Source organism: Methylobacterium sp. Leaf102 (assembly GCF_001422425.1).
GTDB lineage: Bacteria > Pseudomonadota > Alphaproteobacteria > Rhizobiales > Beijerinckiaceae > Methylobacterium.
The window spans coordinates 40,460-62,476 of sequence record NZ_LMMX01000004.1 but is presented as its reverse complement, the minus strand read 5'-3'; the positions used below and the strand labels follow the sequence as shown (position 1 = coordinate 62,476).

Sequence of the window (22,017 nt, the reverse complement as noted above, 5' to 3'; positions counted from 1 at the left end):
TCGGCCGGACCATAGCCGAGGCGCGACGGCCCTGTCCCCGGACGCACCCTGGGGCCCTGTGCCGCGCAGACCTGCACCGCACACGCTTGATCAACGCAGGCCGATGCCGCATGCGGAGTCGTATGGATGGCCCTGCGTGGATGGAAGCTGGGATTTGCCGACTGCGCGTCCTCGTGGAAACGGCGTGACGCGGCACGCCTCGGCGGCCCTGATGCCGCTGGCCGACGCGGTGGCACGCCTCGTCTCGGGCGTGGTTCCCGTCGCGGAGCGGGTGCTTCCGGCGACCTTGACCTTGGGTTTCGCGGCGGCCCACGACGTGGTCGCGAACCGAAACTCGCCCGAACGGCCGACGGCCCTGCGTGACGGCTGGGCGGTGGAGGCCGAAGGCGTCACCGGGGCCTCGGCATACGCACCGATTCTCCCGAGTGCGCCGCCGGTCTGGGTCGAGGCCGGTGAGATTCTCCCCGACTGCGCCGATACCGTGCTGCCGCCCGAGGCTCTGGAGGGCCGGACGTTCGTCGCGGATGCCCCCGCCGGCGACGGAGTCCGCCGGCCGGGCGAGGATCTCGCGGCCGGTACGCGCGTTCTCGCCGCCGGTACGCGTGTCGGACCGCTGCACCTTCTCGCCTTGGCCGCGGCGGGCCTCGCTCAAGTCCCGGTGCGCAGCCCGCGCGTCGCCCTCGTCGCCACCGGTGGTTCGGCGCCCTTGGCCGAAACCCTGGCGGCCCTGATTGCGGCCGATGGCGGCGATCCCGGTACGCCCGTCACCGTACCGGATGATCCCGCGGCGATCGCGTCGGCGATCCGTGCGGCTGCGGTTGACGCCGTTCTGGTCCTCGGCGGAACCGGTCCGGGGCGGACGGACCACAGCGTCGCCGCCCTGGCGCTGGCCGGCGAGGTCCTGGCTCACGGCATCGCGATCCGGTCGGGCGAGACCGCCGCCATCGGGCGCGCCGACGGCCGTTCCGTCCTGCTGCTCCCGGGCCGCCCGGAAGCCGCGCTCTCCGTGTACCTCGCCCTCGGGCGTCCACTCCTCGCCGCCCTGTCGGGTGGCGATGGGCCAGAGCCCGTGAGCGGAATCCTGACGCGCAAGGTCAGCGCCACCATCGGGGTGAGCGACGTGGTGTTCGTGCGCCGCCACGCCGGCGTCGTCGAGCCGCTCGGCGGGGCCGACCTCGTCCTGTCGCGCCTCGCCGAGGCCAACGGAGCGATCCTGGTGCCGCCGGAACTGGAAGGCTATCCGGAGGGCACGACGGTCGAGGTCCTGACCCTGTGACGATGCCGGAGTACGAGATCCCGTTTCGCGAACGCCTGGCCGCCGCCGCCCGGCAGGAGCAGTTCCTGTCCGTCGTCAGCCGGGAGGAGGCCGCGACGCGCTTTCGGGCGGCGGTTCCCCATCGGGTCCTGCCGCCCGAGGACGTCCCGTTGGCCGAGGCCCTCGGCCGTGTGCTCGCCACGGATGTCGCCTCCCCCATCGACGTGCCGCCCTTCGACCGGGCCCTGGTGGATGGCTTCGCCGTGCGGGCCACGGACACCCAGGGCGCCGGTGCGGCGAGCCCCCGGCGCCTCGTCCTCAACCGTGAGATCCTGGCCTGCGGTGTCGCGCCGAGCCTCGCCGTGGCCGAGGGCAGCGCCACCCCCATCGCCACCGGCGGCGTCATCCCGCGCGGCGCCGACGCGGTGGTGATGGTCGAGCAGACCGAGTTCCTCGACGCGGTGCTGGCCATCGACCTCGTTCAGGCGGCGCGGCCGGGCCAGTTCATCGGCTACGCCGGGGGTGACATGGCCGCCGGCGAGACGGTCCTGCGCCGGGGCCTGCGCATCACCGCCCGCGAGATCGGCATGCTGGCCGCCTGCGGCCTCGCCCGCATTCCCGTGGTGCGCCGGCCCAGGGTCGCGGTGCTGTCCACCGGCGATGAACTCAGGGCGGCCGGACTGCCCCTTCCCCCGGGGGCGATCTACGATTCCAACGGGCCGATCGTCGCCGCGTCCGTCATCGAGAACGGCGGCGAGGCCGTGTCCCTCGGCATCGTTCGCGACGATGCGGCAGCCCTTCGCGAGGCCCTGCAGGCGGCCCTCGCCGAGAACGACATCGTCGTGCTCTCGGGGGGCACCTCGAAGGGCGCTGGCGACGTCTCGCATCGTATCCTGCGGGATCTCGGGAGCCCCGGCATCCTCGTTCACGGCGTCGCCCTCAAGCCCGGCAAGCCGCTCTGCCTCGCCGTGGCGGAGGGCAAGCCCGTCGTCGTGCTGCCGGGTTTTCCGACCTCCGCGATGTTCACGTTCCACGATTTCGTCGTGCCGCTCATCCGCGCCATGGCGGGGCTGCCTCCGCGCGAGGACGAGGCCGTCGCGGCCGTGCTGCCCCAGCGCGTGGCCTCCGAACTCGGGCGGACCGAGTTCGTGATGGCGTCGCTGGCCGAGACGCCCGAGGGGCTCGTCGCCCTGCCGGTCTCGAAGGGATCGGGCTCCGTCACGGCGTTCTCGCAGGCCGACGGCTTCTTCTCCGTTCCGGCCGCCCGCTCGGGCGTCGAGGTTGGCGAGACCGTGTCCGTCACCCGCCTCGGGGCGGGGGTGCGCCCGCCCGACCTCACCCTGATCGGCAGCCATTGCGTCGGGCTCGACCGGGTGATCGGCCTGCTGGCCGAGCGGGGTCTTCGCGCCCGCACCCTCTGGGTCGGCTCCGCCGGGGGCCTCGCCGCCCTCCAGCGCGGCGAATGCGATCTCGCCGCCCTGCACCTCCTCGACCCCGAGACCGGGCTCTACAACGGTCCCTTCCTCGCCGAAGGCTTCCGCCTCGCGCCCGGTTGGGGGCGGCTCCAGGGCGTGGTGTTCCGGCGCGGCGATCCGCTGTTCGAGGCGAGGGCGGCCGAGACCGCCGTCACCGCCGCCCTCGCCTCGCCCGACGCCGTGATGGTCAACCGCAACGTCGGCTCGGGCACCCGCGCCCTCGTCGACGATCTCCTGAAGGGCGCCCGGCCCGCCGGGTTCTGGAACCAGCCGCGCTCGCACAACGCCGTGGCGGCGGCCGTGGCGCAGGGGCGTGCCGATTGGGGCGTCGCCATTTCCACCGTGGCCCGCGCCTACGGCCTCGGCTTCCTACCGCTCACGGAGGAGCGCTACGATTTCGCCTACGCGGCGGACAGGCGCGACACGCCGGCCCTGGCGGCGTTCCTCGACGTGCTCGCGGACGATCGGACCCGCGCGGCGCTGCACGATCTCGGTTTTCGCGTCGGAGACACCCCATGACCGCCCCCCGGATCATCGGCCTCGCAGGCTGGAGCGGGGCGGGCAAGACCACCCTGCTGACGCGGCTGATCCCCGCCCTCGTGGGACGCGGGCTACGGGTGGCGACCCTCAAGCACGCCCATCACGACTTCGACGTCGACCGGCCGGGTAAGGATTCCCACCGCCACCGGGAGGCGGGCGCCGGCGAGGTCATCGTCTCGTCCGCCCGGCGCTGGGTCCAGATCCACGAAGTCGCGGACGGCCCGGAGGCGACGCTCGCCGATCTTCTGCGCAAACTCTCGTCGTGCGACCTTGCCCTCGTCGAGGGGTTCAAGCGCGCGGCGCACGCCAAGCTCGAAGTCCACCGCGCGGCCAACGGCCGGCCACCGCTCCATCCCGGCGATCCGCGTATCGTCGGGGTCGCGAGCGACACCGATTTCCCGGAGGCGGGCGTTCCGGTGGTCGATCTCGACGATATCGCCGGCATCGCCGATCTCGTCCTCGCCCGGGCCGAATTCTTGGAAGCGACCCTCGATCGCCTCGAGCTCCCGGAGGACGCATGGCGCAGCTGAGCGACGATTGCTTCGCCTTCGGCGGGGCGCTGATGCGGATCGAGGACGCGGCGAGCCTCATCGCGGCGCGCCTGCCCGTCCTCGCCGGCACCGAATGGGTGTCCCTGGTCGACGCCGACGGGCGCGTGGCGGCCGAGGATGTGGTGGCCGGTCACGACGTGCCGCCCTTCGCGAATTCCGCCGTCGACGGTTACGCCGTGCGCCATGCCGACTTGGATGGGAACGGGGAAACCCGGCTCCCCGTCCTGGGTCGGCTCCCCGCCGGCGCCGCGCCGGATGCCCTCGCGGCATCCGGTGGCGCCGTCCGCATCTTCACGGGTGCCGCCCTGCCGCCCGGCGCCGACACGGTGTTCATGCAGGAGGACGTGCGCCGCGAGGGCGACGCCGTCCTGTTGCCGCAAGGGTTGAAGCCCGGCGCCAACGCGCGCGCCGCCGGCGAGGATGTCGCGCGGGGCGAGCGGATCATCGCGGCGGGGCGACGGCTCGTGCCGCAGGACCTGGCCCTCGCCGCCGCCACCGGCCATGCGCGCCTGCCCGTCCGCACGCGTCTGCGGGTCGCCCTGTTCTCGACGGGCGACGAGCTCGCCGAGCCGGGCACGCCCCTCGGGCTCGGTGCCATCCACGATTCCAACCGGGTGATGCTGGCGGCCCTCCTCGGGCGCCTCGGCGCCAGGGTGGACGATCTCGGCATCCTGCGCGATGCGCCCGAGCCCCTGGCGAGGCGTCTCGCGGACGCCGCCCGCGACCACGATCTCATCCTCACCTCGGGCGGGGTCTCGACGGGGGAGGAGGACCATGTCCGGACCGCCGTGGAGGCGGTGGGCCAGCTCCTGTTCTGGCGGCTCGCCATCAAGCCCGGCCGCCCCGTGGCCATGGGTCTCGTCGACGGCACGCCCTTCGTCGGCCTGCCGGGCAACCCCGTCGCGGTCTACGTGACGCTGCTGTTCGTGGTGCGTCCCCTGCTCGCGCGCCTCGGTGGGGCGAGTGTCGTACCCCCGGTTCCGCAGAAGGTCCGCGCCGCCTTCGCCTATCGCAAGAAGTCGGGACGCCGCGAGTTCGTCCGGGTGACCCTGGCACCCGGCCCCGACGGGGTGATGGAGGTACACAAGTTCCCCCGTGAGGGCGCAGGCCTTCTCACGTCGTTGACCCAAAGCGATGGCCTCGCCGAACTTCCGGACGACGTCATCGGCGTCGCGCCCGGCGACACCGTCGCGTTCTATCCCCACGCCGTACTCTGGTAGCGCGTCCCCGATCAGTTACGGTCGGGGATAAGACGCCGCTCTGCATCGGAAGAGAACTTCTTATTGCGCTCGTCCGCCCGGGCGTTGCATCGCAGCCGAACCCCTGCTTCCGGCGCGCATGACCGAGACCCTTCACGAGACGTTCGCACGGCTGGCCACCCTCGATCGCGACGTCGTCGCCATCGCGTGGCTGTCCTTGCGCGTCAGCCTGTCGGCCGTGGCCATCGGCCTCGTTATGGGCATTCCCTTGGGTGCGTTCCTTGCCGTGACACGGTTTCGGGGCCGGTCCGCGCTCGTCGGGCTGCTCAACGCGTTCATGGGGCTGCCGCCGGTGATCGTCGGGCTCGTGCTCTACCTCGTCCTGTCACGCTCGGGACCGTTCGGGTCGCTCGGCCTGCTGTTCACCCCGGGCGCCATGGTGGCGGCGCAGGCGGTCCTGGCGACCCCCCTCGTCGCGGCCCTGACCCGCCAAGTGATCGCCGACGCCGAGGACCATCTCGGCGAGCAGTTGCGCTCACTCGGTCTCTCCGCTCCGCGCCGCGCGGGCGTACTCATCCACGACACCCGCTTCTCCCTCGTGACCACGGCACTCGCGGCATTCGGAAGGGCGATCTCGGAGATCGGCGCCGTGCTGGTGGTGGGCGGCAACATCGACGGTCACACCCGCACCATGACGACGGCGATCTCCCTGGAGACCCAGAAGGGCGATCTCAGCCTCGCCCTGGCGCTGGGCCTCGTCCTCATCGGACTCGTGGTCACGGTGAACGCGGTGGCGGCCCTCCTGCGCGGCCACGCCGCCCGCGCCTACGGGTGAGCGCGATGGCGGGCATCACCCTCACGGACATCCGCCTCGTCCTCAATCGCACCACGATCCTCGACAGCCTGAGCCTCGCGATCCCGCCCTCCGGCATCACCGCCCTCGTCGGCCCCAACGGGGCGGGCAAGAGCGCGACCCTGCGGGTGATCGACGGGCTGTTGGTTCCGACGGGTGGCAGCCTGCGGGTGCCGGGTGCGGCGCGCCGGGCCTTCGTGTTCCAGAAGCCGGCCCTCATCCGGGCGAGTGCCGCCGCCAACGTCGCCCTCGGCCTCGTGCCCCTGAGCCTGTCTCGGCCCGAGCGCCGGGAGCGCACCCGCGCGGCGCTCGCCCGCGTCGGCCTCGCACACCGGGCCGGCGACCCGGCCACCCGCTTCTCCGGCGGCGAGCAGCAGCGCCTCGCCCTCGCCCGCGCCTGGGCGGCCCGGCCCGACCTCCTCCTCCTCGACGAGCCGACGGCGAACCTCGATCCCAGTGCCACCGAGCTCGTGGAAGCCCTCATCGCCGAGATGGCGGCGGAAGGCACCAAGGTGGTGCTCGTCTCCCACAATCTCGCACAGGTCGCGCGGCTCGCCGCCGACGTGATCGTCCTCGCCCGGGGCCGCGCCGTCGAGCACGGCCCGACCCGGACCACCCTCCTGTCCCCGCGCACGCCCGAAGCGCGCGCCTATTTCGATGGAGAACTGCCTTGGACTTCCCTCGCCGCAGCGTCCTGACCCTCGGTCTGCTCGCACTCCTGGGGGCTTCCCCCCTGGGGGCTTCCCCCCTGGGGGCTTTCCCCGCGAGCGCCGAGCCGGCCTCCATCGTCGTGGCCTCGACCACCTCGACGGAGCAGTCCGGCCTGTTCAAGCACATCCTCCCCGCCTTCGCGGCGAAGACCGGCATCACTGTGAAGGTGGTGGCGCTCGGCACCGGTCAGGCCCTCGACGCGGCGCGCCGGGGTGACGCCGACGTGGTTCTCGTCCACGACCGGGCGGCGGAGGACGCCTTCGTGGCGCAGGGCTTCGCCAAGGCGCGGTTCGACGTGATGTACAACGACTTCGTACTGGTGGGGCCGAAGGGCGACCCGGCCGGCACGAAGGGTACCGACATCACCGCCGCCCTCCGGAAGATCGCCGCGGCCAAGGCGCCCTTCGTCTCGCGCGGTGATCGTTCGGGAACCCACAGCGCCGAGCTGCGGAGCTGGAAGGAGGCCGGGATCGATCTGCCCGCGGTGAAGGGCGAGTGGTACCGCGATGTCGGCCAGGGCATGGGACCGGCCTTGAACACGGCCTCCGCCCTCGGCGCCTACATCCTGGCCGATCGCGGAACGTGGCTCGCGTTCAAGAACCGGGGTGATCTCGCGATCCTGGTCGAGGGCGACAAGCGCCTGTTCAACCCCTACGGCGTGATGCTGGTCGACCCGGACAAGCATCCCACCGTGAAGGCGAAGGAGGGGCAGGTCTTCATCGACTGGCTCGTCTCGCCCCAGGGCCAAGACTCCATCGCAGCGTATCGGATCGGCGGCGAGCAGCTGTTCTTCCCGAGCGCCGGGACCGTTCGCGCGCCGTGACCCTCAGCGCGACTGACGCTGGCGCACGACGTACCAGAGGGCGGCCCCGAGCACGATCGCCACGAGGCTTACCCAAACCCAATTGAAATCCATCGCCGCCAGGGTGTTGGCGCTGGAGTTGGAGCCCGCCGGCCCGGTCTCCGGGATCGGCGGGGCCGGGTTCATCGACTGTGCGACGGCCTCGCCCACGGCGCCGAGCAAAATCGGTACGGAAAGTATCCGGTTCATCGCTCGATCCTCACGGTTGCCGTCCGGCCGTACCGTCGAATGTGAAAGCCGGCGCAGCGGCGAGCTCGGCCTTCGTCAGCCGCAGCTCCGCCCGGACGGGTGCGTTGCCGGAGGCGCCTGCGAGCACGGTCGCGCGTTCCCCCGTGGGCGTCTGCGCGCCCGTGGAACCCGTTGCGTCGGTGACCCGCCCGCTGTGCTTGTCCTCGACGGCGCCGAGGACGTCGCGGGTGGTGTCGCTCCCTGGCATCGTCTGCGGCCCGGCCTGGGCGGCCTCGGCCGTCGACGCGGCATTCTGGGGGGTGGCGACCGAGGTCGGCCCCGAGGTGAGTGGCACGTCGCCGACGTTCCAGGCCAGCAGTTCGAAGGGGACCGCGACGTACTTCTCACCGATCCCCAGGAAGCCGCCGACGCCGATCACGACGGTCTCGATCCGGCCGTCCGCTGCGAGCAGCACATCCTCGATGGTACCGACCCGGACGTGATCCATCCCGACGACGCCGACCCCGATCACCTTCGAAACCCGCATGGTGCCTGGGGCCGGTGCGGTCCGGAACTGAGCCGGCTTCGCGGCACTCGCCTCATCGGCGGCGCGTGCGGGTGCGTTCAGGGTCAGGGCGCCGGGTCCGCACAGGATGGCGGCAAGGAGTACGGCGCTCCACCGATACGATTTCATGGCTGACTCCAGGCGCCGGGACACGGGCTTCACGGTCTCAATGCGCGGGCGTGCGGTCCGGTTCATCGCGGTTCCATTCCGGGTGCCGGGGCGACAAACCACGAAAAATCGTCCAGAGCACCCAGCCGGACCCCGCTTTCGAGGCCCCTGCCCCTGATGCCTGCCGAGCCCCTCCTCGTCGCGGCCGCGCTCCTGCCCTTCCTCGGCAGCGTGGCGGCGGCCCTGCTGCCCCGCGACGCGCGCAACGCCGCGGCCCTTCTCGCGGGGTTCGTCACACTCGCAAGTCTCGCCTGTATCGGAGCGCTGTATCCCCGCATCGGCGGGGCGCCGGTGGTGCAGACCCTCGACTGGCTGCCCTCCCTCGGGGTCGCACTGGTGCTGCGACTGGATGGCCTCGCCTGGCTGTTCGCCGTCCTCGTCCTCGCCATCGGCGCCCTCGTGGTGCTCTACGCGCGTTACTACATGTCGGCGCAGGACCCGGTGCCGCGGTTGTTCTCGTTCTTCCTCGCCTTCGTCGGCGCGATGCTCGGCATCGTGCTCGCGGGCAACCTGATCCAGCTCGTGGTGTTCTGGGAACTGACGAGCGTCTTCTCGTTCCTGCTCATCGGCTACTGGTACGACAACCGCGCGGCGCGGGACGGCGCGCGCATGGCCCTCACCATCACGGCCCTCGGCGGCCTGTGTCTCCTCGTCGGCATGGTGATCGTCGGGCGGATCGTCGGCAGCTACGATCTCGCCGTGGTGCTCGCGTCGGGGGATGCCATCCGGACGAGCCCGCTCTACCTGCCCGCCCTCGTGCTGATCCTGGCGGCGGCGCTGACGAAATCGGCGCAGTTCCCGTTCCACATCTGGCTGCCCCGGGCGATGGCGGCACCCACGCCGATCAGCGCCTATTTGCACTCGGCCACCATGGTGAAGGCCGGCATCTTCCTGATGATCCGCTTCTGGCCGGTGCTGGCCGAGACCGACGCCTGGTACTGGATCGTCGGCACCGCCGGCATGGCGACGATGCTGATCGGTGCCTGGAGCGCGATCTTCCAGCACGACCTCAAGGGCCTGCTCGCCTACTCCACCATCAGCCATCTCGGGCTGATCACCCTGCTTCTCGGCCTCAACTCACCGCTGGCCGTCGTCGCGGCGATCTTCCACACGGTGAACCACGCCACCTTCAAGGCGTCGCTGTTCATGGCCGCCGGCATCATCGACCACGAGACCGGCACGCGCGACATGCGCCGCCTCAGCGGCCTGTGGCGGGCCATGCCCTACACCGCGACCCTCGCCATGGTCGCCGCCGCCGCCATGGCGGGCGTGCCGCTGCTGAACGGCTTCCTGTCGAAGGAGATGTTCCTGTCGGAGGCCGTCGACAACGTCGGCGACCATCCGCTCCAACTCGCCCTGCCGGTTCTGGCGACCTTGGCCTCCGCCTTCACGGTGCTCTATTCCCTGCGCTTCATCCGCCAGACCTTCTTCGGGGCACCGCCGCACGATCTGCCGAAGGCGCCGCACGAGCCGGAGCGCTGGGTGCGCCTGCCCATCGAGGTCCTGGTGCTGGCCTGCATCAGTGTCGGACTCGTGCCCAACCTCACCATCGGGCCGGCCCTGGAGACCGCTTCGCGTTCGGTGTTCGGCGAGGCCGGCCCAGCCTACGACCTCGCGATCTGGCACGGCTTCAACGCACCCCTCGCCCTCAGCATGGGGGCGCTCGCCGGCGGTGTCGGCCTCTATTTGGCGTTCGGCCGGCGCATCAACACCAACCCCCGCGGCGGCCCCTGGCTCATGCACCGCCTCGACGGCGGCTGGATGTTCGAGCGCGCCATGACCGGCCTCGTGCATGCGGCCCGCGGGCTCGAACGGGCGCTCGGGGCGACGCGCGTACAGGTGCAATTGCGCGCCCTGTTCCTCGTGGCCCTCATCGCGGGCCTGTCGGCCGTGCTCGCGCGCGGCCTGCCCGCCCTGCCCGTCCCCGATCCCTCCGGGATCGATCCCGCCTTCGCGCTCCTGTGGCTGGTGGGCGGCGCCTGTGCCGTGGGGGCCGCCGAGCGCGCCAAGTACCATCGCCTGTCGGCCGTGATCCTCACCGGTGGGGCGGGCCTCGTCAGCAGCCTCACCTTCGTCTGGCTGTCGGCACCCGACCTCGCCGTCACCCAACTGCTCATCGAAATCGTGACGACGGTGTTGCTCCTCCTCGGCCTGCGCTGGCTGCCCAAGCGCGATGAGGCCATCTTGGCACCGGCGGCCGAGAACCGCCGCGCCCGGCGCCGCCGGGTCACCGACTTCGTCGTCGCGGGCGCCGTCGGCATCGCTCTCGCCGGCCTCGCCTACGCGGTGATGACCCGTCCGTCGCCCGAGGGCATCGCCCGCTGGTTCGTCGAGGAGGCCTATCCCCAAGCCGGCGGTCGCAACGTCGTCAACGTCCTGCTGGTGGATTTCCGCGCCTTCGACACCATGGGCGAGATCTGCGTGCTCGGAATCGTCGGTCTCACGGTCTTCGCCCTCCTGCGCCGCTTCCGTCCGGCCGCCGACAGCCTGGAGCGGCCGAAGCAGCAGCTCAGGCAGGAGGCCGCCGACCTCGCCCACGCGGAGCGCAGCGTCGGCGACACCGCGTCCGACGCCCTGCTGATCCCCTCCGTGGTGATCACCTGGCTGTTCCCGTTCGTGTCCGTGCTGGCCCTTCACCTCTTCCTGCGCGGGCACGATTGGCCCGGCGGCGGTTTCGCGGCGGGCATCGCGCTCACCATCGCGTTCGTGCTCCAGTACATGGCCCACGGGGCGCAATGGGTGGAGGAGCGCCTGCGCATCCGCCCGATCGCCTGGATCGGCTTCGGGCTCCTCGTCGCCGTTCTGGCGGGGGCGGTGCCCTGGCTGTTCGGCCGCCCCTTCCTCACCGCCGCCTTCCAGTACGCCGACGTGCCGGTCCTGGGGAAAATTCCCCTGGCCAGCGCCGTTGCCTTCGATCTCGGCGTCGTCGTGCTCGTGGTGGGGGCCAGCGTGCTCATGCTCGTCGCCCTGGCGCGGCAATCCCTGCGCCGCGCCCGCGAAGCGGCCGCCGACCTGGAGACCGACGCCTGATGGAGATCGTTCTATCCCTGGGGATCGGCCTGTTCGCCGCCTCGGGCGTATGGCTGCTCCTGCGGCCGCGCACCTTCCAGGTGGTTCTCGGGTTGTCGCTGCTCACCTACGCGGTGAACCTGTTCATCTTCGCCATGGGCCGCCTGACGATCGGCGCCCCGCCGGTTCTCGAAGCCGGCGCCGATGCGGCGCGGATCGCCGATCCGGTGCCCCAGGCCCTGGTGCTCACCGCCCTCGTCATCAGCTTCGCCCTCACGGCGCTGTTCCTCGTCGTCCTGCTCGCCGCACGGGGCATCACCGGCAGCGATCATGTCGATGGCCGCGAGCCCGGCGCATGAGCGCACCGAGCGATCACCTCGTCGTCCTGCCCATCGTGCTGCCCATCGCCGCGTCGGGCCTGATGCTGCTCCTCGACGAGCGGCGCAGCCGCCTTAAGGCGGCGATCAGCCTCGCGACGACCACGGTCCTGCTGGCCACCGCCCTCATCCTGGCCTGGGGCACGCTGGAGGCTCCCCAGGTCTACCGCCTCGGAAACTGGGCCGCCCCCTACGGCATCGTTCTCGTCGCCGACCGGCTCGCGGCGATGATGCTGGTGCTGACGGGAATCCTCGGCCTCGCGGCCCTGGTCTTCGCCGTCGCCCGCTGGGACCGGGCGGGGCCGCGCTTCCACGCCCTGTTCCTGCTGCTGCTGATGGGGGTGAACGGCGCCTTCCTCACCGGCGACCTGTTCAACCTGTTCGTGTTCTTCGAGGTGATGCTGGCCGCGTCCTACGGCCTCGTGCTGCACGGCTCGGGCGAGACGCGGATCAGGGCCGGGCTCACCTACATCGCCGTCAACCTCATCGCGTCGCTGTTCTTCCTCGTCGGCGTCAGCCTGATCTACGGCACCATGGGGACCCTCAACATGGCCGACCTCGCCCGCCGCCTGTCGGGGCCGGCTGGAGCCGAGGCCGGGCTGTTCGAGGCCGGCTGCGCGGTGCTCGGCGTCGCCTTCCTGATCAAGTGCAGCGCCTGGCCCCTCGGGTTCTGGCTGGCCCCGACCTACTCCGCCGCGAGCGCGCCCGCCGCCGCCATCCTGGCGATCCTGAGCAAGGTCGGCATCTACGTCGTCGTGCGCCTGAGCCTGCTGCTGTTCGGCACCGGCGCCTCTGCGGGGTTCGGCCAGGGTTGGCTGTTCGCCGGCGGCCTCGCCACCATCGCGTACGGCACCATCGGGATCCTCGCCGCGCGCGACCTCACGCGGGCGGCGGCCTACGCGGTGATGATCTCGTCCGGCACGGTGCTGGCCGCCCTCGGAACCGGAAGCCGGGCCGCCCTGTCGGGCGCCCTGTTCTACCTCGTCGGCTCGACCCTGGCGGCGGGGGCGCTGTTTCTGCTGGCCGAGATCCTCCAGCGCGGCCGCGACCCGGCCGCGGCGTCCCTGGCCGTGTTCGCCGACGAGTACCACGATCCCTTCGACGACGACGGTGCCACCGAGACCGGCCGGGCGATCCCGGCGGCCGTGGCCATCGTCGGCGGCGGGTTCCTGCTCTGCACCCTGATGCTCGCCGGGTTGCCTCCGCTGGCCGGCTTCATCGGCAAGCTCGCGATGTTCACAGGCCTCGCGGGCGGTGCGATGGCGCCCATGGCCTGGAGCTTCATACTCGTCCTGACGGTCTCCAGCCTCGGGACCCTGATGCCCCTGGTGCGCCTCGGCATCCAGGGCTTCTGGGTGCCGCACGACGGTCCCGATCCGGTGATCGGGCGGCTCGAATTCGCGGCCCTGGCCGGACTGATGACCGTCTGCCTCGGCCTCACACTCTGGGGCGGGCTCGGGCTCGCCTACACCGATCGCACGGTGGCGTGGCTCGCCGACCCCACCGCCTATGTCCGCGCGGTCCTCCCCGGGGGCGCGCCATGAACCGGTTCCTGCCCTATCCCCTGCTCTCCCTCGCACTTGTCGCGACGTGGCTGCTGTTGAACCCGCCGCTGACCGTCGCGACGGCATTTCTTAGCGTCGTCGTCGGATGGCTCGTGCCCTTCGTCATGCGGGCCCTGCGGCCCGAGGCCGTGCGCGTGCGTGCGCCGGGCACGATCCTCGGGCTGGCGGGGCGCGTTCTCGGCGACGTGGTGCGATCCAACATCGACGTCGCGAAGGTGATCCTGGGCCTGCGCCGCGGCACGCGCCACACCGGCTTCGTGTCGATTCCCCTCGACCTGCGCAGCCCCTACGGCCTCGCGGTGCTGGCGATCATCCTCACGGCGACGCCCGGCACCCTGTGGATCCAGTACGATTCCAACACCGGGCGCCTGCTCCTTCACGTTCTCGACTTCGTCGAGGGCGACGAATGGGTCCGCAGGGTCAAGGATCGCTACGAGCGCCCATTGATGGAGATCTTTCCGTGAGCCCGACCCTCGTCCTCACCTACGGCCTGGGGCTGGCGCAGGCGATGCTGGTCCTCGCGATGGTGCTCGCCGCCTGGCGCGTCCTGCGCGGTCCCCGAGCGCAGGACCGCGTGCTCGGCCTCGACACGGTCTACCTCAACGGCATGCTCGCCATCGTGGTGCACGGCCTGCGCACCGGCAGCGGGCTCTACTTCGAGGCGGCGCTGATCATCGGCTTGCTCGGCTTTGCCGCCACCCTGGCACTGGCGAAGTTCCTGATGCAGGGCGAGGTGATCCAGTGACCGGCGCCGACCTGCCCGCCTGGGCCGCCTGGCTCGTGGTCGCCCTGGCGCTCGCCGGGGCCGGCTTCTCGCTCACCGGCGCCGTCGGCCTGATCCGCCTGCGGACATTCTACGAGCGCGTGCATGCGCCGACCCTCGGGGCGACCCTCGGCATGGCCCTGATCGTCACGGGCTCCGTGCTGTACTTCTCGGTAGCAGAGGGGCATTTGGTCCTGCGCGATCTCCTGATCGGGCTGTTCCTCACCGTGACTACGCCCGTCACCCTGATCCTGCTCGGCCGCGCTGCCACCTACCGCGACCGGGCCGAGGGCAACGCCGACGCACCCCCCGACCCGTAAAGCGTGAGCCTCACCCGCTCGCCCGCAGCGAGGCGCCGAGGATTGCCCTGAGCTGGCGGGTGGTGGACGCATTGGCATCCGGATCGCCCGGCCGGGGCGTGGCGATCGCGAAGATCTCGTGGGTGCGGCCGGGCTTCGGGCGGAGCACCACGGCCCGATCGGCCAGCACGGCGGCCTCACCGACATCGTGGGTGACGAGGACGATGGTCGGGCGCGTCTCGGCCCAGAGGCCGAGAAGGTGGCCGTGCAGATCCTGGCGCGTCACCGCGTCGAGGGCCGAGAACGGCTCGTCGAGGAGGAGAACCTTAGGCTGCGCCACGAAGGCTCGGGCGATGGCGGTCCGCTGCTGTTGACCGCCGGAGAGGTCGCGCGGCCAACGGTCCGCGTGCTCGGCGAGGCCGACCCGCTCGAGGGCATGGGCGACCCGCCTGCCCCGCTCCGGTGCGGAAAGATCGGCGAGGCCGAAGCCGACATTCTGCGCGATGGTGAGCCAGGGCAGCAGGCGCGGCTCCTGGAACACGAGTCCGACGCCGGGATGGGGCCGGTCGAGCACCTCGCCGTCGAGGCGGATCGTTCCGCCGCTTGCCGTATCGAGGCCGGCGGCGAGGCGCAGGAGCGTGGTCTTCCCGCAGCCCGAGCCGCCGACCAGGGCGAGAATTTCGCCACGCGCCACCTCGACGGAAATGCCCGCGAGCGCCCGCGTCCCGTCGGCGTAGGTCTTGGAGACGTTCCGGAAGGTGAGCACATCCGCCCCTAGAGGATGTCGCGCGCCACGTCCTGCCAGCGCAGGAGCGGTCGGGTCAGGACGACGAGGATCGTGTCGGCCGCCTTGCCCAGCAGCGCGAAGGTCAGGATCGCGGCGAGGATCTGCTCGGGCTTGCCGAATTGCTGGCCGTCCACGAGGAGGTAGCCGAGCCCCTCGGACGCGCCCATCAGCTCGGCCGCCACCACGAACAGGAAGCCGAGGCCGAGGCCCGTGCGGAGCGCGACGATGGTGGCGGGCAGGACCGCCGGGAGCAGAATGCGGCGGGCCAGCGCCGGTTTCGACAGCCGGAAGATGCGCCCGACCTCTACCAGCTTGCGGTCGACGGAGGCGATGGCCCCCGATACGCCGACATAGACCGGAAAGAACACGCCGACGCCGATGAGAACCACCTTGGGCGTCTCCAGGATACCGAGCCACAGGATGAACAGGGGCACCCAGGCCAGCGACGGCACCGCCCGCAGGGCCTGGAACGCCGGATCGAGGAGGTGGCGCGCCAGTGGCAGGGTGCCGGTCACCGCGCCGAGGGCGATGCCGAGGCCTGCCCCGAGGACGAAGCCAGAGGCGACGCGCACGAGGGTGGCCTGGACGTGCAGCCACAGCTCGCCCGAGGCGGCGAGGTCCGACAGGGTGGCGAGAACCCGGCTCGGCGGCGGAACGAGGCGCCCCTGCGCCAGGCCGCCCCGGACGGCGATCTCCCACCCGATCGCCAGACCGAGCGGGAGGAGCAACCCCAGCACCGCGCGGCCCACGCGATCGCCACGGAGCGGGAGCCCCGAGGCGGGCGCCTCCCGACCATCCGCCTCCGCCGTGTCGGTCAGCCCCGCAGCCATGCTCAGCGCTGGGCCGTTGCGGGCGAGAAGCGAGTGTCGATGAGGCCGTCGACGGCCGCAGCCACATCCGTTTCGGCCGGGATGACGCCCGCCTGCTGCAGGGCGAGGCCGGCGGCGCGGATGCTCGCCGCCTGGACCGGTCCGATCGCGGGCTGGCTCAGATCGGTGCGGGTCAGTTGCCGGGCGATGACGGCCTCGGGCAGCTTGGTCGCCGCGATCAGCGCTGCCTGCACGGCGGCCGGATTGGCCAGCGCGTAGGTGCGGGCGCGCTCGTAGGCGGCGATCACCGTGGCCACGAGGTCGGGATGATCCTTCGCGAAATCCTCGCGCACGTCGAGGACGCCCCAGGTGTTGGCCGAAGCATCGCGGAAGAACAGTACGCTGCCGCCCTCGATCTCGGCCGCCGCCATCATCGGGTCGAGGCCGGCCCAGGCATCGACGTCGCCGCGCTCCAGGGCGGTACGTCCGTCGGCATGCTGCAGCAGGACGAGCTTGGCGTCTTTCTCCGTGAGGCCGGCGCCCTGGAGGGCGCGGATGAGGAAGATGTGCGGATCGGTGCCGCGGGTGACCGCGATGCGCTTGCCCTTGAGGTCGGCGGGTTTGGCGATGCCGCTGTCCTTTCGGGTGACGAGGGCGGTCCATTCGGGCTGCGAGAAAGCGTAGATCGCCTTCACCGGGTTGCCGTTGATCCGCGCGAGCAGGGCGGCGGCCCCGGCCGAGGAGCCGAAATCGATGGCGCCGCCATTGAGGAATTCCAGCGCCTTGTTGGAGCCGAGCGACTGCACCCAGCGCACTCCGATGCCCTTCTGCTTCAAGGCTTCCTCGAGGAAGCCCTTCTCTTTCAGGACGAGGCTCACCGGATTGTAGGTCGCCCAGTCGAGGCGGACCTCCTTCACCTCGGCCGCCAGCGCCAGGCACGGGGCCGCCAGGAGCGCGAGGGCGCCGCAGGCCATGGCGAGAAGCGTGCGGCGTGGAACGGCTTTGAGGTGACGCATGGGAGGCTCGCTCGTTCATCGCGGCGGCCCGTGGGCCGCCGCCGGTTGGGGAGTCTAGCGGCGCGGCAGGGAGTGCAGCGCCTTCAGGAGCACGTCGACGTCGTGGCGGGTGTTGTAGAAGGCGAGCGACGCGCGCACCGACTGATCGACGCCGAACCGGCGCAGGGCCGGCAGGGCGCAGTGATGCCCCGACCGCACGGCGATGCCGCGTGCGTCGAGGTGGTGGGCCACCGCCTCGTTCTCGTGCCCGTCGACGACGAAGGACATGACGCTGGCTTTCTGCCGGGCCGTACCGATGAGGCGCAGGCCCTTCACCTCGGCGATGCCCGCTTGGGCGTACTCGAGCAGGTCGTGCTCGTAGGCGGCGATGCCCGGCAGTCCGACGCTTTCGAGGTAGTCCAGCGCCGCGCCGAGACCCACGGCCCCGGCGATGTCGGGCGTGCCCGCCTCGAACTTCTCCGGCGCGCCCTTGTAGACGGTCCGCGCGAAGGTGACGTCTTCGATCATGTGGCCGCCGCCCTGCCACGGGGGCATCGCCTCGAGCAGGTGCTTCTTGCCGTAGAGGGCGCCGATGCCCGTTGGGCCGAACACCTTGTGGCCGGAGAACACGAGGAAGTCCGCATCCAGCGCCTGCACGTCGAGGGGGATGTGCGGCGAGGATTGGGCCGCGTCGACCAGCACCGGTACCCCGTAGGCGTGGGAGAGCGCGATGATCTCCGCCACCGGGTTGATGGTCCCGAGCGCGTTGGCGACGTGGGTCACCGACACGATCTTGGTGCGGCCCGACAGCAGGGCGGCGAACTGCTCGAAGATGATCTCGCCGCGGTCGTTGACCGGTATCACCCGCAGGGTGGCGCCGGTGGCCTGGGTCAGGAGTTGCCAGGGCACGATGTTGGCATGGTGCTCGATCTGGGAGACGATGATCTCGTCACCCGGACCGACATTGGCGCGGCCGTAGGAATTGGCCACGAGGTTGATCGCCTCCGTGGTGCCGCGCAGGAAGACGATGTCGTCCTTGGAGGGCGCATTGAGGAAGCGCCGCACCTTCTCGCGGCCCCCTTCGAACAGATCCGTGGAGCGGGCCGCCAGGGTGTGGGCGGCCCGGTGGATGTTGGAGTTGTGGCGGGCGTAGAACTCCGACGTGGCGTCGATGACGCTCTGCGGCTTGTGCGTGGTGGCCGCGTTGTCGAGCCAGATCAGGGGATGGCCGTTGATGCTCTGGTGCAGCGCCGGGAAGTCCTTGCGGACGCGCTCCACGTCGAACGGCGCGGCGACGGGGCTCGCCCCTTGGGTCGAGACATGCGGCGCATGCCCGTGACCCCGCCCACGGCCCGGCTGCACCCGCGGCGACGCGCTGCCCGGCCGGCTGCGGTCGGCGAGGAAGTAGTACTCGCCCTGCGAGAACGGCTCGTCGCCGATCTCGACCTTATGGGGCGACTCCCGGCCGGCCGGCTCCGGCGAGAGCCGGCCGGTGCGCGAGAACGTCTCCTGGGCCTCGTCCTTGCCGTGGCTGCCGGGCGCTGCCGGAACCAGGGACGGGGCGAGGCCGTGGGCGAAGCCGTTGGCGCGCGGATGGTCCTTGGCGACGGTGCGGTGGAGGTCGACGCCACCGGGCAAGGTGGCGGCCACCTCGGGCACGCTCGGCACGAAGAACTCCGGCAAGGCCCGCCCCGGGCCCTGCGCCTCGGGGTGGACCGACGGAAATGCCGACGGCTGGGCGAAACCCGGCCCGGACAGGCCCGGCAGGCCGACCGGTGGCGTGCCGAACGCGCGCGCCCCCAGCGTCGAGACATCGGGCTGCAGGCCCGACGGACCCGAGCCGGACGGGATCGAGGGCGTGCCCAGATCCGCCTTCGGGGCCTGGGGGTGGCCGAAGCCCTGGGGAAGATTCTCCAGAGCCTGCGGGGCTTGCGGGGTCTGCGGCAGGTTCGGGGTCAGGGGCGCGCTTGCGGCCTGCCCCTGACCGTAGATCTCGCGGGCGAGGCGCCCGACGAGATCCGAATGCACCGCATCGCCGAACACGCCCGTGGGGAGACTGCCCGTGGGAAGACCGGCGGACGGCGCGTCAGGCGTAGTCATGGTAGTTGCCCAGGAGCACGTTATCGAGGCGCGCGATGGCATCCTCGACCAGGACGGCGGCCGAGAAGTAGCGGGTCACGAGGTGCGAGGCGATGGAGTGGTCGTTGGTGCCCATGTAGCGCACCGACAGGCCGGTCTCGATCTCACCGGTGACCCCGGACTTCTGCAGGCCGACGACGCCCTGTTCGTGCTCGCCGACGCGCAGGAGCAGGATCGAGGTGGTCTGGGCGCCGGTCACCGGATCGCGGTCGATGGGCAGCTTGTCGCTCGGCACGATCGGCACGCCACGCCAGGTGAGGAAGGGCGAGCCGAACAGGTGGATCACCACCGGGGGCACGCCGCGCCGGGTGGCTTCCCGGCCGAAGGCCGCGATGGCGCGGGGATGGGCCACGAAGAAGGCGGGCTTCTTCCAGACCAGGGTCAGCAACTCGTCGAGGTCGTCCGGGGTGGGCGGGCCGCCGCGGGTCGGGATGCGCTGGCGCTGGCTGACTTCGTGCAGCAGGCCGAACTCGGAATTGTTGAAGAGTTCCCACTCCTCGCGCTCCTTCACGGCGTCGACCGTGAGGCGGATCTGCTCGCGCAGCTGGTCGATCTCGTTGGAGTAGAGGTCGGTGACGCGGGTGTGGGTGTGGAGGATCGTCTGGATCGTGGAGAGGTGGTACTCGCGCGGATCGATCTCGTAGTCGACGAAGGTGGTGGGCAGGCGCGGCTCGCCGGTATGCACCGCCAGAAGCTCGATGCCCTGCTCGCCGTGGGAATTGGTGTGCCCCTTGAGGCGGTCGCGCTCCTCCACGTACTGGGTGATGCGCGAGCGGATGCCCTCGTCCTCGATGGCGGCCCGGTCGAGGGTCAGGAGCGTCACCGCCGAGAGCGCCTTCACGGCCGGCGCGGGCGTGTTCTCGCCGACGAGGTCGCCGTCACCGAAATAGTCGCCACCGGTGGCCAGCCCCTGGCGCAGGCGCCCCTTGAACGGTCCCGACAGGGTGAGTTCGACGGTGCCCTCGGCCACCACGGTCAGGCTGCGGTCCGACGAGCCTTCCTCGGCGATGACGTCGCCGGCCTTGTGCTGGGAGGCCGTGAACCGGGAGGCCAGGGCCGAGAGCTCGGCGTCGCCGAGCCGGCTGAACAGGGGGATGCGGCGCAGGGAGGCCGGGCGCACCAGGCGGGCACCGTCGTCGTTGGACAGCTCGATCCGACCGGGCTTCGCCAGCACCACGGCGCGGCGGTTGACCCGGTAGACGCCGCCGGCGACATCGACGAAGGGCAGCAGGCGATGGAACCAGCGCGGAGTGTTGGCCGCGTTCTGGACCGAGGTGACGGTCGCGGTGGCGAGATTGCGTGCCGCAGAAGCGCTCACGCTCAGACCGGGTCCACTCATTAGGGGTCGTCTCCGTATTTCGGGCAGAGGCATGGGAATGCGCGCGACGCGAATGGAATCGCATCGGAACCGCGCCTGACGTGCCCGCTCTCGGTGGTTATGTTTGCGGCCCGCCGCTCGAACGGCTTCGGTGCGGGAGCGATTTCGGTTTAGCTTTCGCGATTAACAAAGGTCAACAAAACGTTCTTCTATATATTGGCACTGAAGGAGTTCAATGCATTGTACATTGGTGTCTCGTAGATAGAACTGGCTAGGCAGCAAGGGATGGGCAAAAAAATCATCTCGTGTTGCTGTCTCGCGTAGAACAGCTGGACTGAAAGAATTTTTTTAAATCCCGTCCCCGAAGAACTGATCCATGCTCATGGCAGGGACTTCGGCTGTCTTGAGCCGCGACACCACCCGGGCCGGCACCCCTGCCACCGTGGTGTGGGCGGGCACGTCGTGCAGCACCACGGCCGCCGCGGCGACCTTCGCCCCCTCCCCGACTCGGATGTTGCCGAGCACCTTGGCGCCGACGCTGAGGAGCACGCCGCGCTCGATCTTGGGGTGGCGGTCGCCGCTCTCCTTGCCGTTGCCGCCGAGCGTCACCGATTGCAGGATCGAGACGTCGTCGGCGATCACCGTGGTCTCTCCGATGACGACGCCGGTGGCGTGGTCGATGAACACCCCCGAGCCGATCCGCGCGGCGGGATGGATGTCGGCGCCGAACACCTCGGAGATCCGGCTCTGAACGTGCAGGCTCAGGGTCGCCCGGCCCTGGTGCCAGAGCCAATGGGCGACCCGGTAGCCCTCGAGTGCGGCCAATCCCTTGTAGAACAGGAACGGATCGAGGTAGCGCCGGCAGGTCGGGTCGCGCTCGCGGATGGCCACGAGGTCGCGCACGGCGTGTGCTCCGGCATGCGGATCCGCCTCGAAGGCCGAGAGGCAGAGGTCGCGCATGGACAGGCGCGCGAGGTCGCCGTCGCCGAGGCGGTGGGCGAGACGATACGCGAAGGCGTGGGACAGGCTCGGCTGGTCCAGGATCGTCGCCTGGATGATGCCGGCATAGAGCGGTTCCTCGACGATCGCCGCCTCGGCCTCGCTCCGCATGGCCCGCCAGACCTCGGATTCCGCATCGGTGTGGCTGACGCTGCGTAGGGGCGGCCGCGTGAAGCCGGCGCGGGCGATGCCGGCTTGGAGGGCGCTCGTCATTCGATGTGATCCTGCGGTGGGGATGGAGCCGCGACCGGACGAGACGTGCGCCGGATCAGGCGATGCGTGTGAACAGGGACGCGCTGTAGCCGACGAGGACGCCGTGCCCGGCGAACTCGACGTCGACGGCCAAGGCCTCGCCCGGCGCCGGATGGATGCCAATGACCCGGCCCGTGGCGTGGCGCCAGATGCCCAGCGCCTCCGCCACGTCGAGCCGTGCGAAAACAACCTGATCGCCCTGAGTCATGGTGTCGTCTCCCTGGCCCCGATTCGGCGAAGCGAAATCCGGGGTGTGATACTTTTTTTCGTTTCGGCGTCTGTCCGGAGTTTGTTTTGCTTTAGTCTTATGGATTTGTAGTATTTATTCTGTATAGGTCTTTATTGTATCCCGATTTCA

The 22,017-nt window shown here is 70.9% G+C and carries 22 protein-coding genes; 13 read left to right on the top strand and 9 right to left on the bottom strand.

Annotated features, from left to right (window positions below; all coding sequences use genetic code 11):
* Window positions 1-184 precede the first annotated feature (184 nt).
* From ASF27_RS05550 to ASF27_RS05520, 7 genes are all read left to right on the top strand, one after another.
* The gene (locus ASF27_RS05550) at window positions 185-1,276 is read left to right on the top strand and encodes a molybdopterin-binding protein (protein ID WP_244480933.1); all 1,092 of its coding nucleotides are present in this window, start codon (window positions 185-187) and stop codon (window positions 1,274-1,276) included.
* Window positions 1,277-1,278: 2 nt separating this feature from the next.
* Window positions 1,279-3,249 (top strand): molybdopterin biosynthesis protein, encoded by a 1,971-nt coding sequence (locus tag ASF27_RS05545; protein ID WP_056358393.1) that lies wholly within the window; start codon window positions 1,279-1,281, stop codon window positions 3,247-3,249.
* Entirely contained in the window at window positions 3,246-3,800 is a 555-nt protein-coding gene (mobB, locus tag ASF27_RS05540; RefSeq protein ID WP_056358389.1) for a molybdopterin-guanine dinucleotide biosynthesis protein B, read from the top strand. Before ASF27_RS05545 ends, mobB begins: the two co-directional genes overlap by 4 nt.
* A complete protein-coding gene (gene glp / locus ASF27_RS05535) occupies window positions 3,788-5,041 on the top strand; it encodes a gephyrin-like molybdotransferase Glp (RefSeq protein ID WP_056358386.1) in 1,254 nt (417 codons plus the stop codon). The genes mobB and glp overlap by 13 nt, the downstream gene beginning before the upstream one ends.
* Before the next feature lie 118 nt (window positions 5,042-5,159).
* A complete protein-coding gene (locus ASF27_RS05530) occupies window positions 5,160-5,855 on the top strand; it encodes an ABC transporter permease (RefSeq protein ID WP_056358383.1) in 696 nt (231 codons plus the stop codon).
* A 5-nt stretch (window positions 5,856-5,860) separates the two neighbouring features.
* Entirely contained in the window at window positions 5,861-6,571 is a 711-nt protein-coding gene (locus tag ASF27_RS05525) for an ATP-binding cassette domain-containing protein (RefSeq protein ID WP_156398959.1), read from the top strand.
* Window positions 6,544-7,407, top strand: a complete 864-nt coding sequence (locus tag ASF27_RS05520; protein WP_056358375.1) for an extracellular solute-binding protein — start codon at window positions 6,544-6,546, stop codon at window positions 7,405-7,407. Before ASF27_RS05525 ends, ASF27_RS05520 begins: the two co-directional genes overlap by 28 nt.
* 3 nt (window positions 7,408-7,410) lie before the next feature.
* On the opposite strand, the gene ASF27_RS05515 is transcribed toward ASF27_RS05520, so the two are convergent.
* Window positions 7,411-7,635: a hypothetical protein gene (locus ASF27_RS05515; RefSeq protein ID WP_056358372.1), complete on the bottom strand. Its 225-nt coding sequence runs from the start codon at window positions 7,633-7,635 to the stop codon at window positions 7,411-7,413.
* A gap of 10 nt (window positions 7,636-7,645) precedes the next feature.
* On the bottom strand, window positions 7,646-8,308 hold the full coding sequence (locus ASF27_RS05510) for a PRC-barrel domain-containing protein (RefSeq protein WP_056267580.1): 663 nt from the start codon (window positions 8,306-8,308) through the stop codon (window positions 7,646-7,648).
* A gap of 156 nt (window positions 8,309-8,464) precedes the next feature.
* Here ASF27_RS05510 and ASF27_RS05505 point away from each other — a divergent pair, with 156 nt between their 5' ends.
* The 6 genes from ASF27_RS05505 to mnhG are packed head-to-tail and all read left to right on the top strand — an operon-like array spanning window position 8,465 to window position 14,381.
* Window positions 8,465-11,377 carry a monovalent cation/H+ antiporter subunit A gene (locus ASF27_RS05505; RefSeq protein ID WP_056358369.1) on the top strand — a complete coding sequence of 971 codons (2,913 nt, stop codon included), beginning with the start codon at window positions 8,465-8,467 and terminating at the stop codon, window positions 11,375-11,377.
* A complete protein-coding gene (locus ASF27_RS05500) occupies window positions 11,377-11,715 on the top strand; it encodes a Na+/H+ antiporter subunit C (protein ID WP_056167144.1) in 339 nt (112 codons plus the stop codon). The genes ASF27_RS05505 and ASF27_RS05500 overlap by 1 nt, the downstream gene beginning before the upstream one ends.
* Window positions 11,712-13,277, top strand: a complete 1,566-nt coding sequence (locus ASF27_RS05495) for a monovalent cation/H+ antiporter subunit D (RefSeq protein WP_056306540.1) — start codon at window positions 11,712-11,714, stop codon at window positions 13,275-13,277. The genes ASF27_RS05500 and ASF27_RS05495 overlap by 4 nt, the downstream gene beginning before the upstream one ends.
* Window positions 13,274-13,762: a Na+/H+ antiporter subunit E gene (locus ASF27_RS05490; RefSeq protein WP_056167138.1), complete on the top strand. Its 489-nt coding sequence runs from the start codon at window positions 13,274-13,276 to the stop codon at window positions 13,760-13,762. Before ASF27_RS05495 ends, ASF27_RS05490 begins: the two co-directional genes overlap by 4 nt.
* Complete coding sequence (locus tag ASF27_RS05485) at window positions 13,759-14,043, top strand: K+/H+ antiporter subunit F (RefSeq protein WP_056167134.1); 285 nt, start codon at window positions 13,759-13,761, stop codon at window positions 14,041-14,043. The genes ASF27_RS05490 and ASF27_RS05485 overlap by 4 nt, the downstream gene beginning before the upstream one ends.
* A complete protein-coding gene (mnhG, locus tag ASF27_RS05480; RefSeq protein WP_056358367.1) occupies window positions 14,040-14,381 on the top strand; it encodes a monovalent cation/H(+) antiporter subunit G in 342 nt (113 codons plus the stop codon). Before ASF27_RS05485 ends, mnhG begins: the two co-directional genes overlap by 4 nt.
* A 10-nt stretch (window positions 14,382-14,391) precedes the next feature.
* Here mnhG and ASF27_RS05475 read toward each other — a convergent pair whose 3' ends face one another.
* The 7 genes from ASF27_RS05475 to ASF27_RS05445 all read right to left on the bottom strand — a co-directional run bounded on the left by ASF27_RS05475 (window position 14,392) and on the right by ASF27_RS05445 (window position 21,867).
* Entirely contained in the window at window positions 14,392-15,126 is a 735-nt protein-coding gene (locus ASF27_RS05475) for an ABC transporter ATP-binding protein (protein ID WP_056358364.1), read from the bottom strand.
* 8 nt (window positions 15,127-15,134) lie between these two features.
* Window positions 15,135-15,977 carry an ABC transporter permease gene (locus tag ASF27_RS05470; protein WP_056167126.1) on the bottom strand — a complete coding sequence of 281 codons (843 nt, stop codon included), beginning with the start codon at window positions 15,975-15,977 and terminating at the stop codon, window positions 15,135-15,137.
* A 2-nt stretch (window positions 15,978-15,979) separates the two neighbouring features.
* Complete coding sequence (locus ASF27_RS05465; protein WP_156467463.1) at window positions 15,980-16,930, bottom strand: aliphatic sulfonate ABC transporter substrate-binding protein; 951 nt, start codon at window positions 16,928-16,930, stop codon at window positions 15,980-15,982.
* Window positions 16,931-17,026: 96 nt separating this feature from the next.
* The gene (locus ASF27_RS05460) at window positions 17,027-19,051 is read right to left on the bottom strand and encodes a family 2A encapsulin nanocompartment cargo protein cysteine desulfurase (protein ID WP_056358361.1); all 2,025 of its coding nucleotides are present in this window, start codon (window positions 19,049-19,051) and stop codon (window positions 17,027-17,029) included.
* Complete coding sequence (locus tag ASF27_RS23360; RefSeq protein ID WP_056167115.1) at window positions 19,038-20,429, bottom strand: family 2B encapsulin nanocompartment shell protein; 1,392 nt, start codon at window positions 20,427-20,429, stop codon at window positions 19,038-19,040. Before ASF27_RS23360 ends, ASF27_RS05460 begins: the two co-directional genes overlap by 14 nt.
* 327 nt (window positions 20,430-20,756) lie before the next feature.
* Entirely contained in the window at window positions 20,757-21,620 is an 864-nt protein-coding gene (cysE, locus tag ASF27_RS05450; protein ID WP_056167112.1) for a serine O-acetyltransferase, read from the bottom strand.
* A 55-nt stretch (window positions 21,621-21,675) separates the two neighbouring features.
* Complete coding sequence (locus ASF27_RS05445) at window positions 21,676-21,867, bottom strand: hypothetical protein (RefSeq protein ID WP_056167109.1); 192 nt, start codon at window positions 21,865-21,867, stop codon at window positions 21,676-21,678.
* Between the last annotated feature and the right edge of the window lie 150 nt (window positions 21,868-22,017).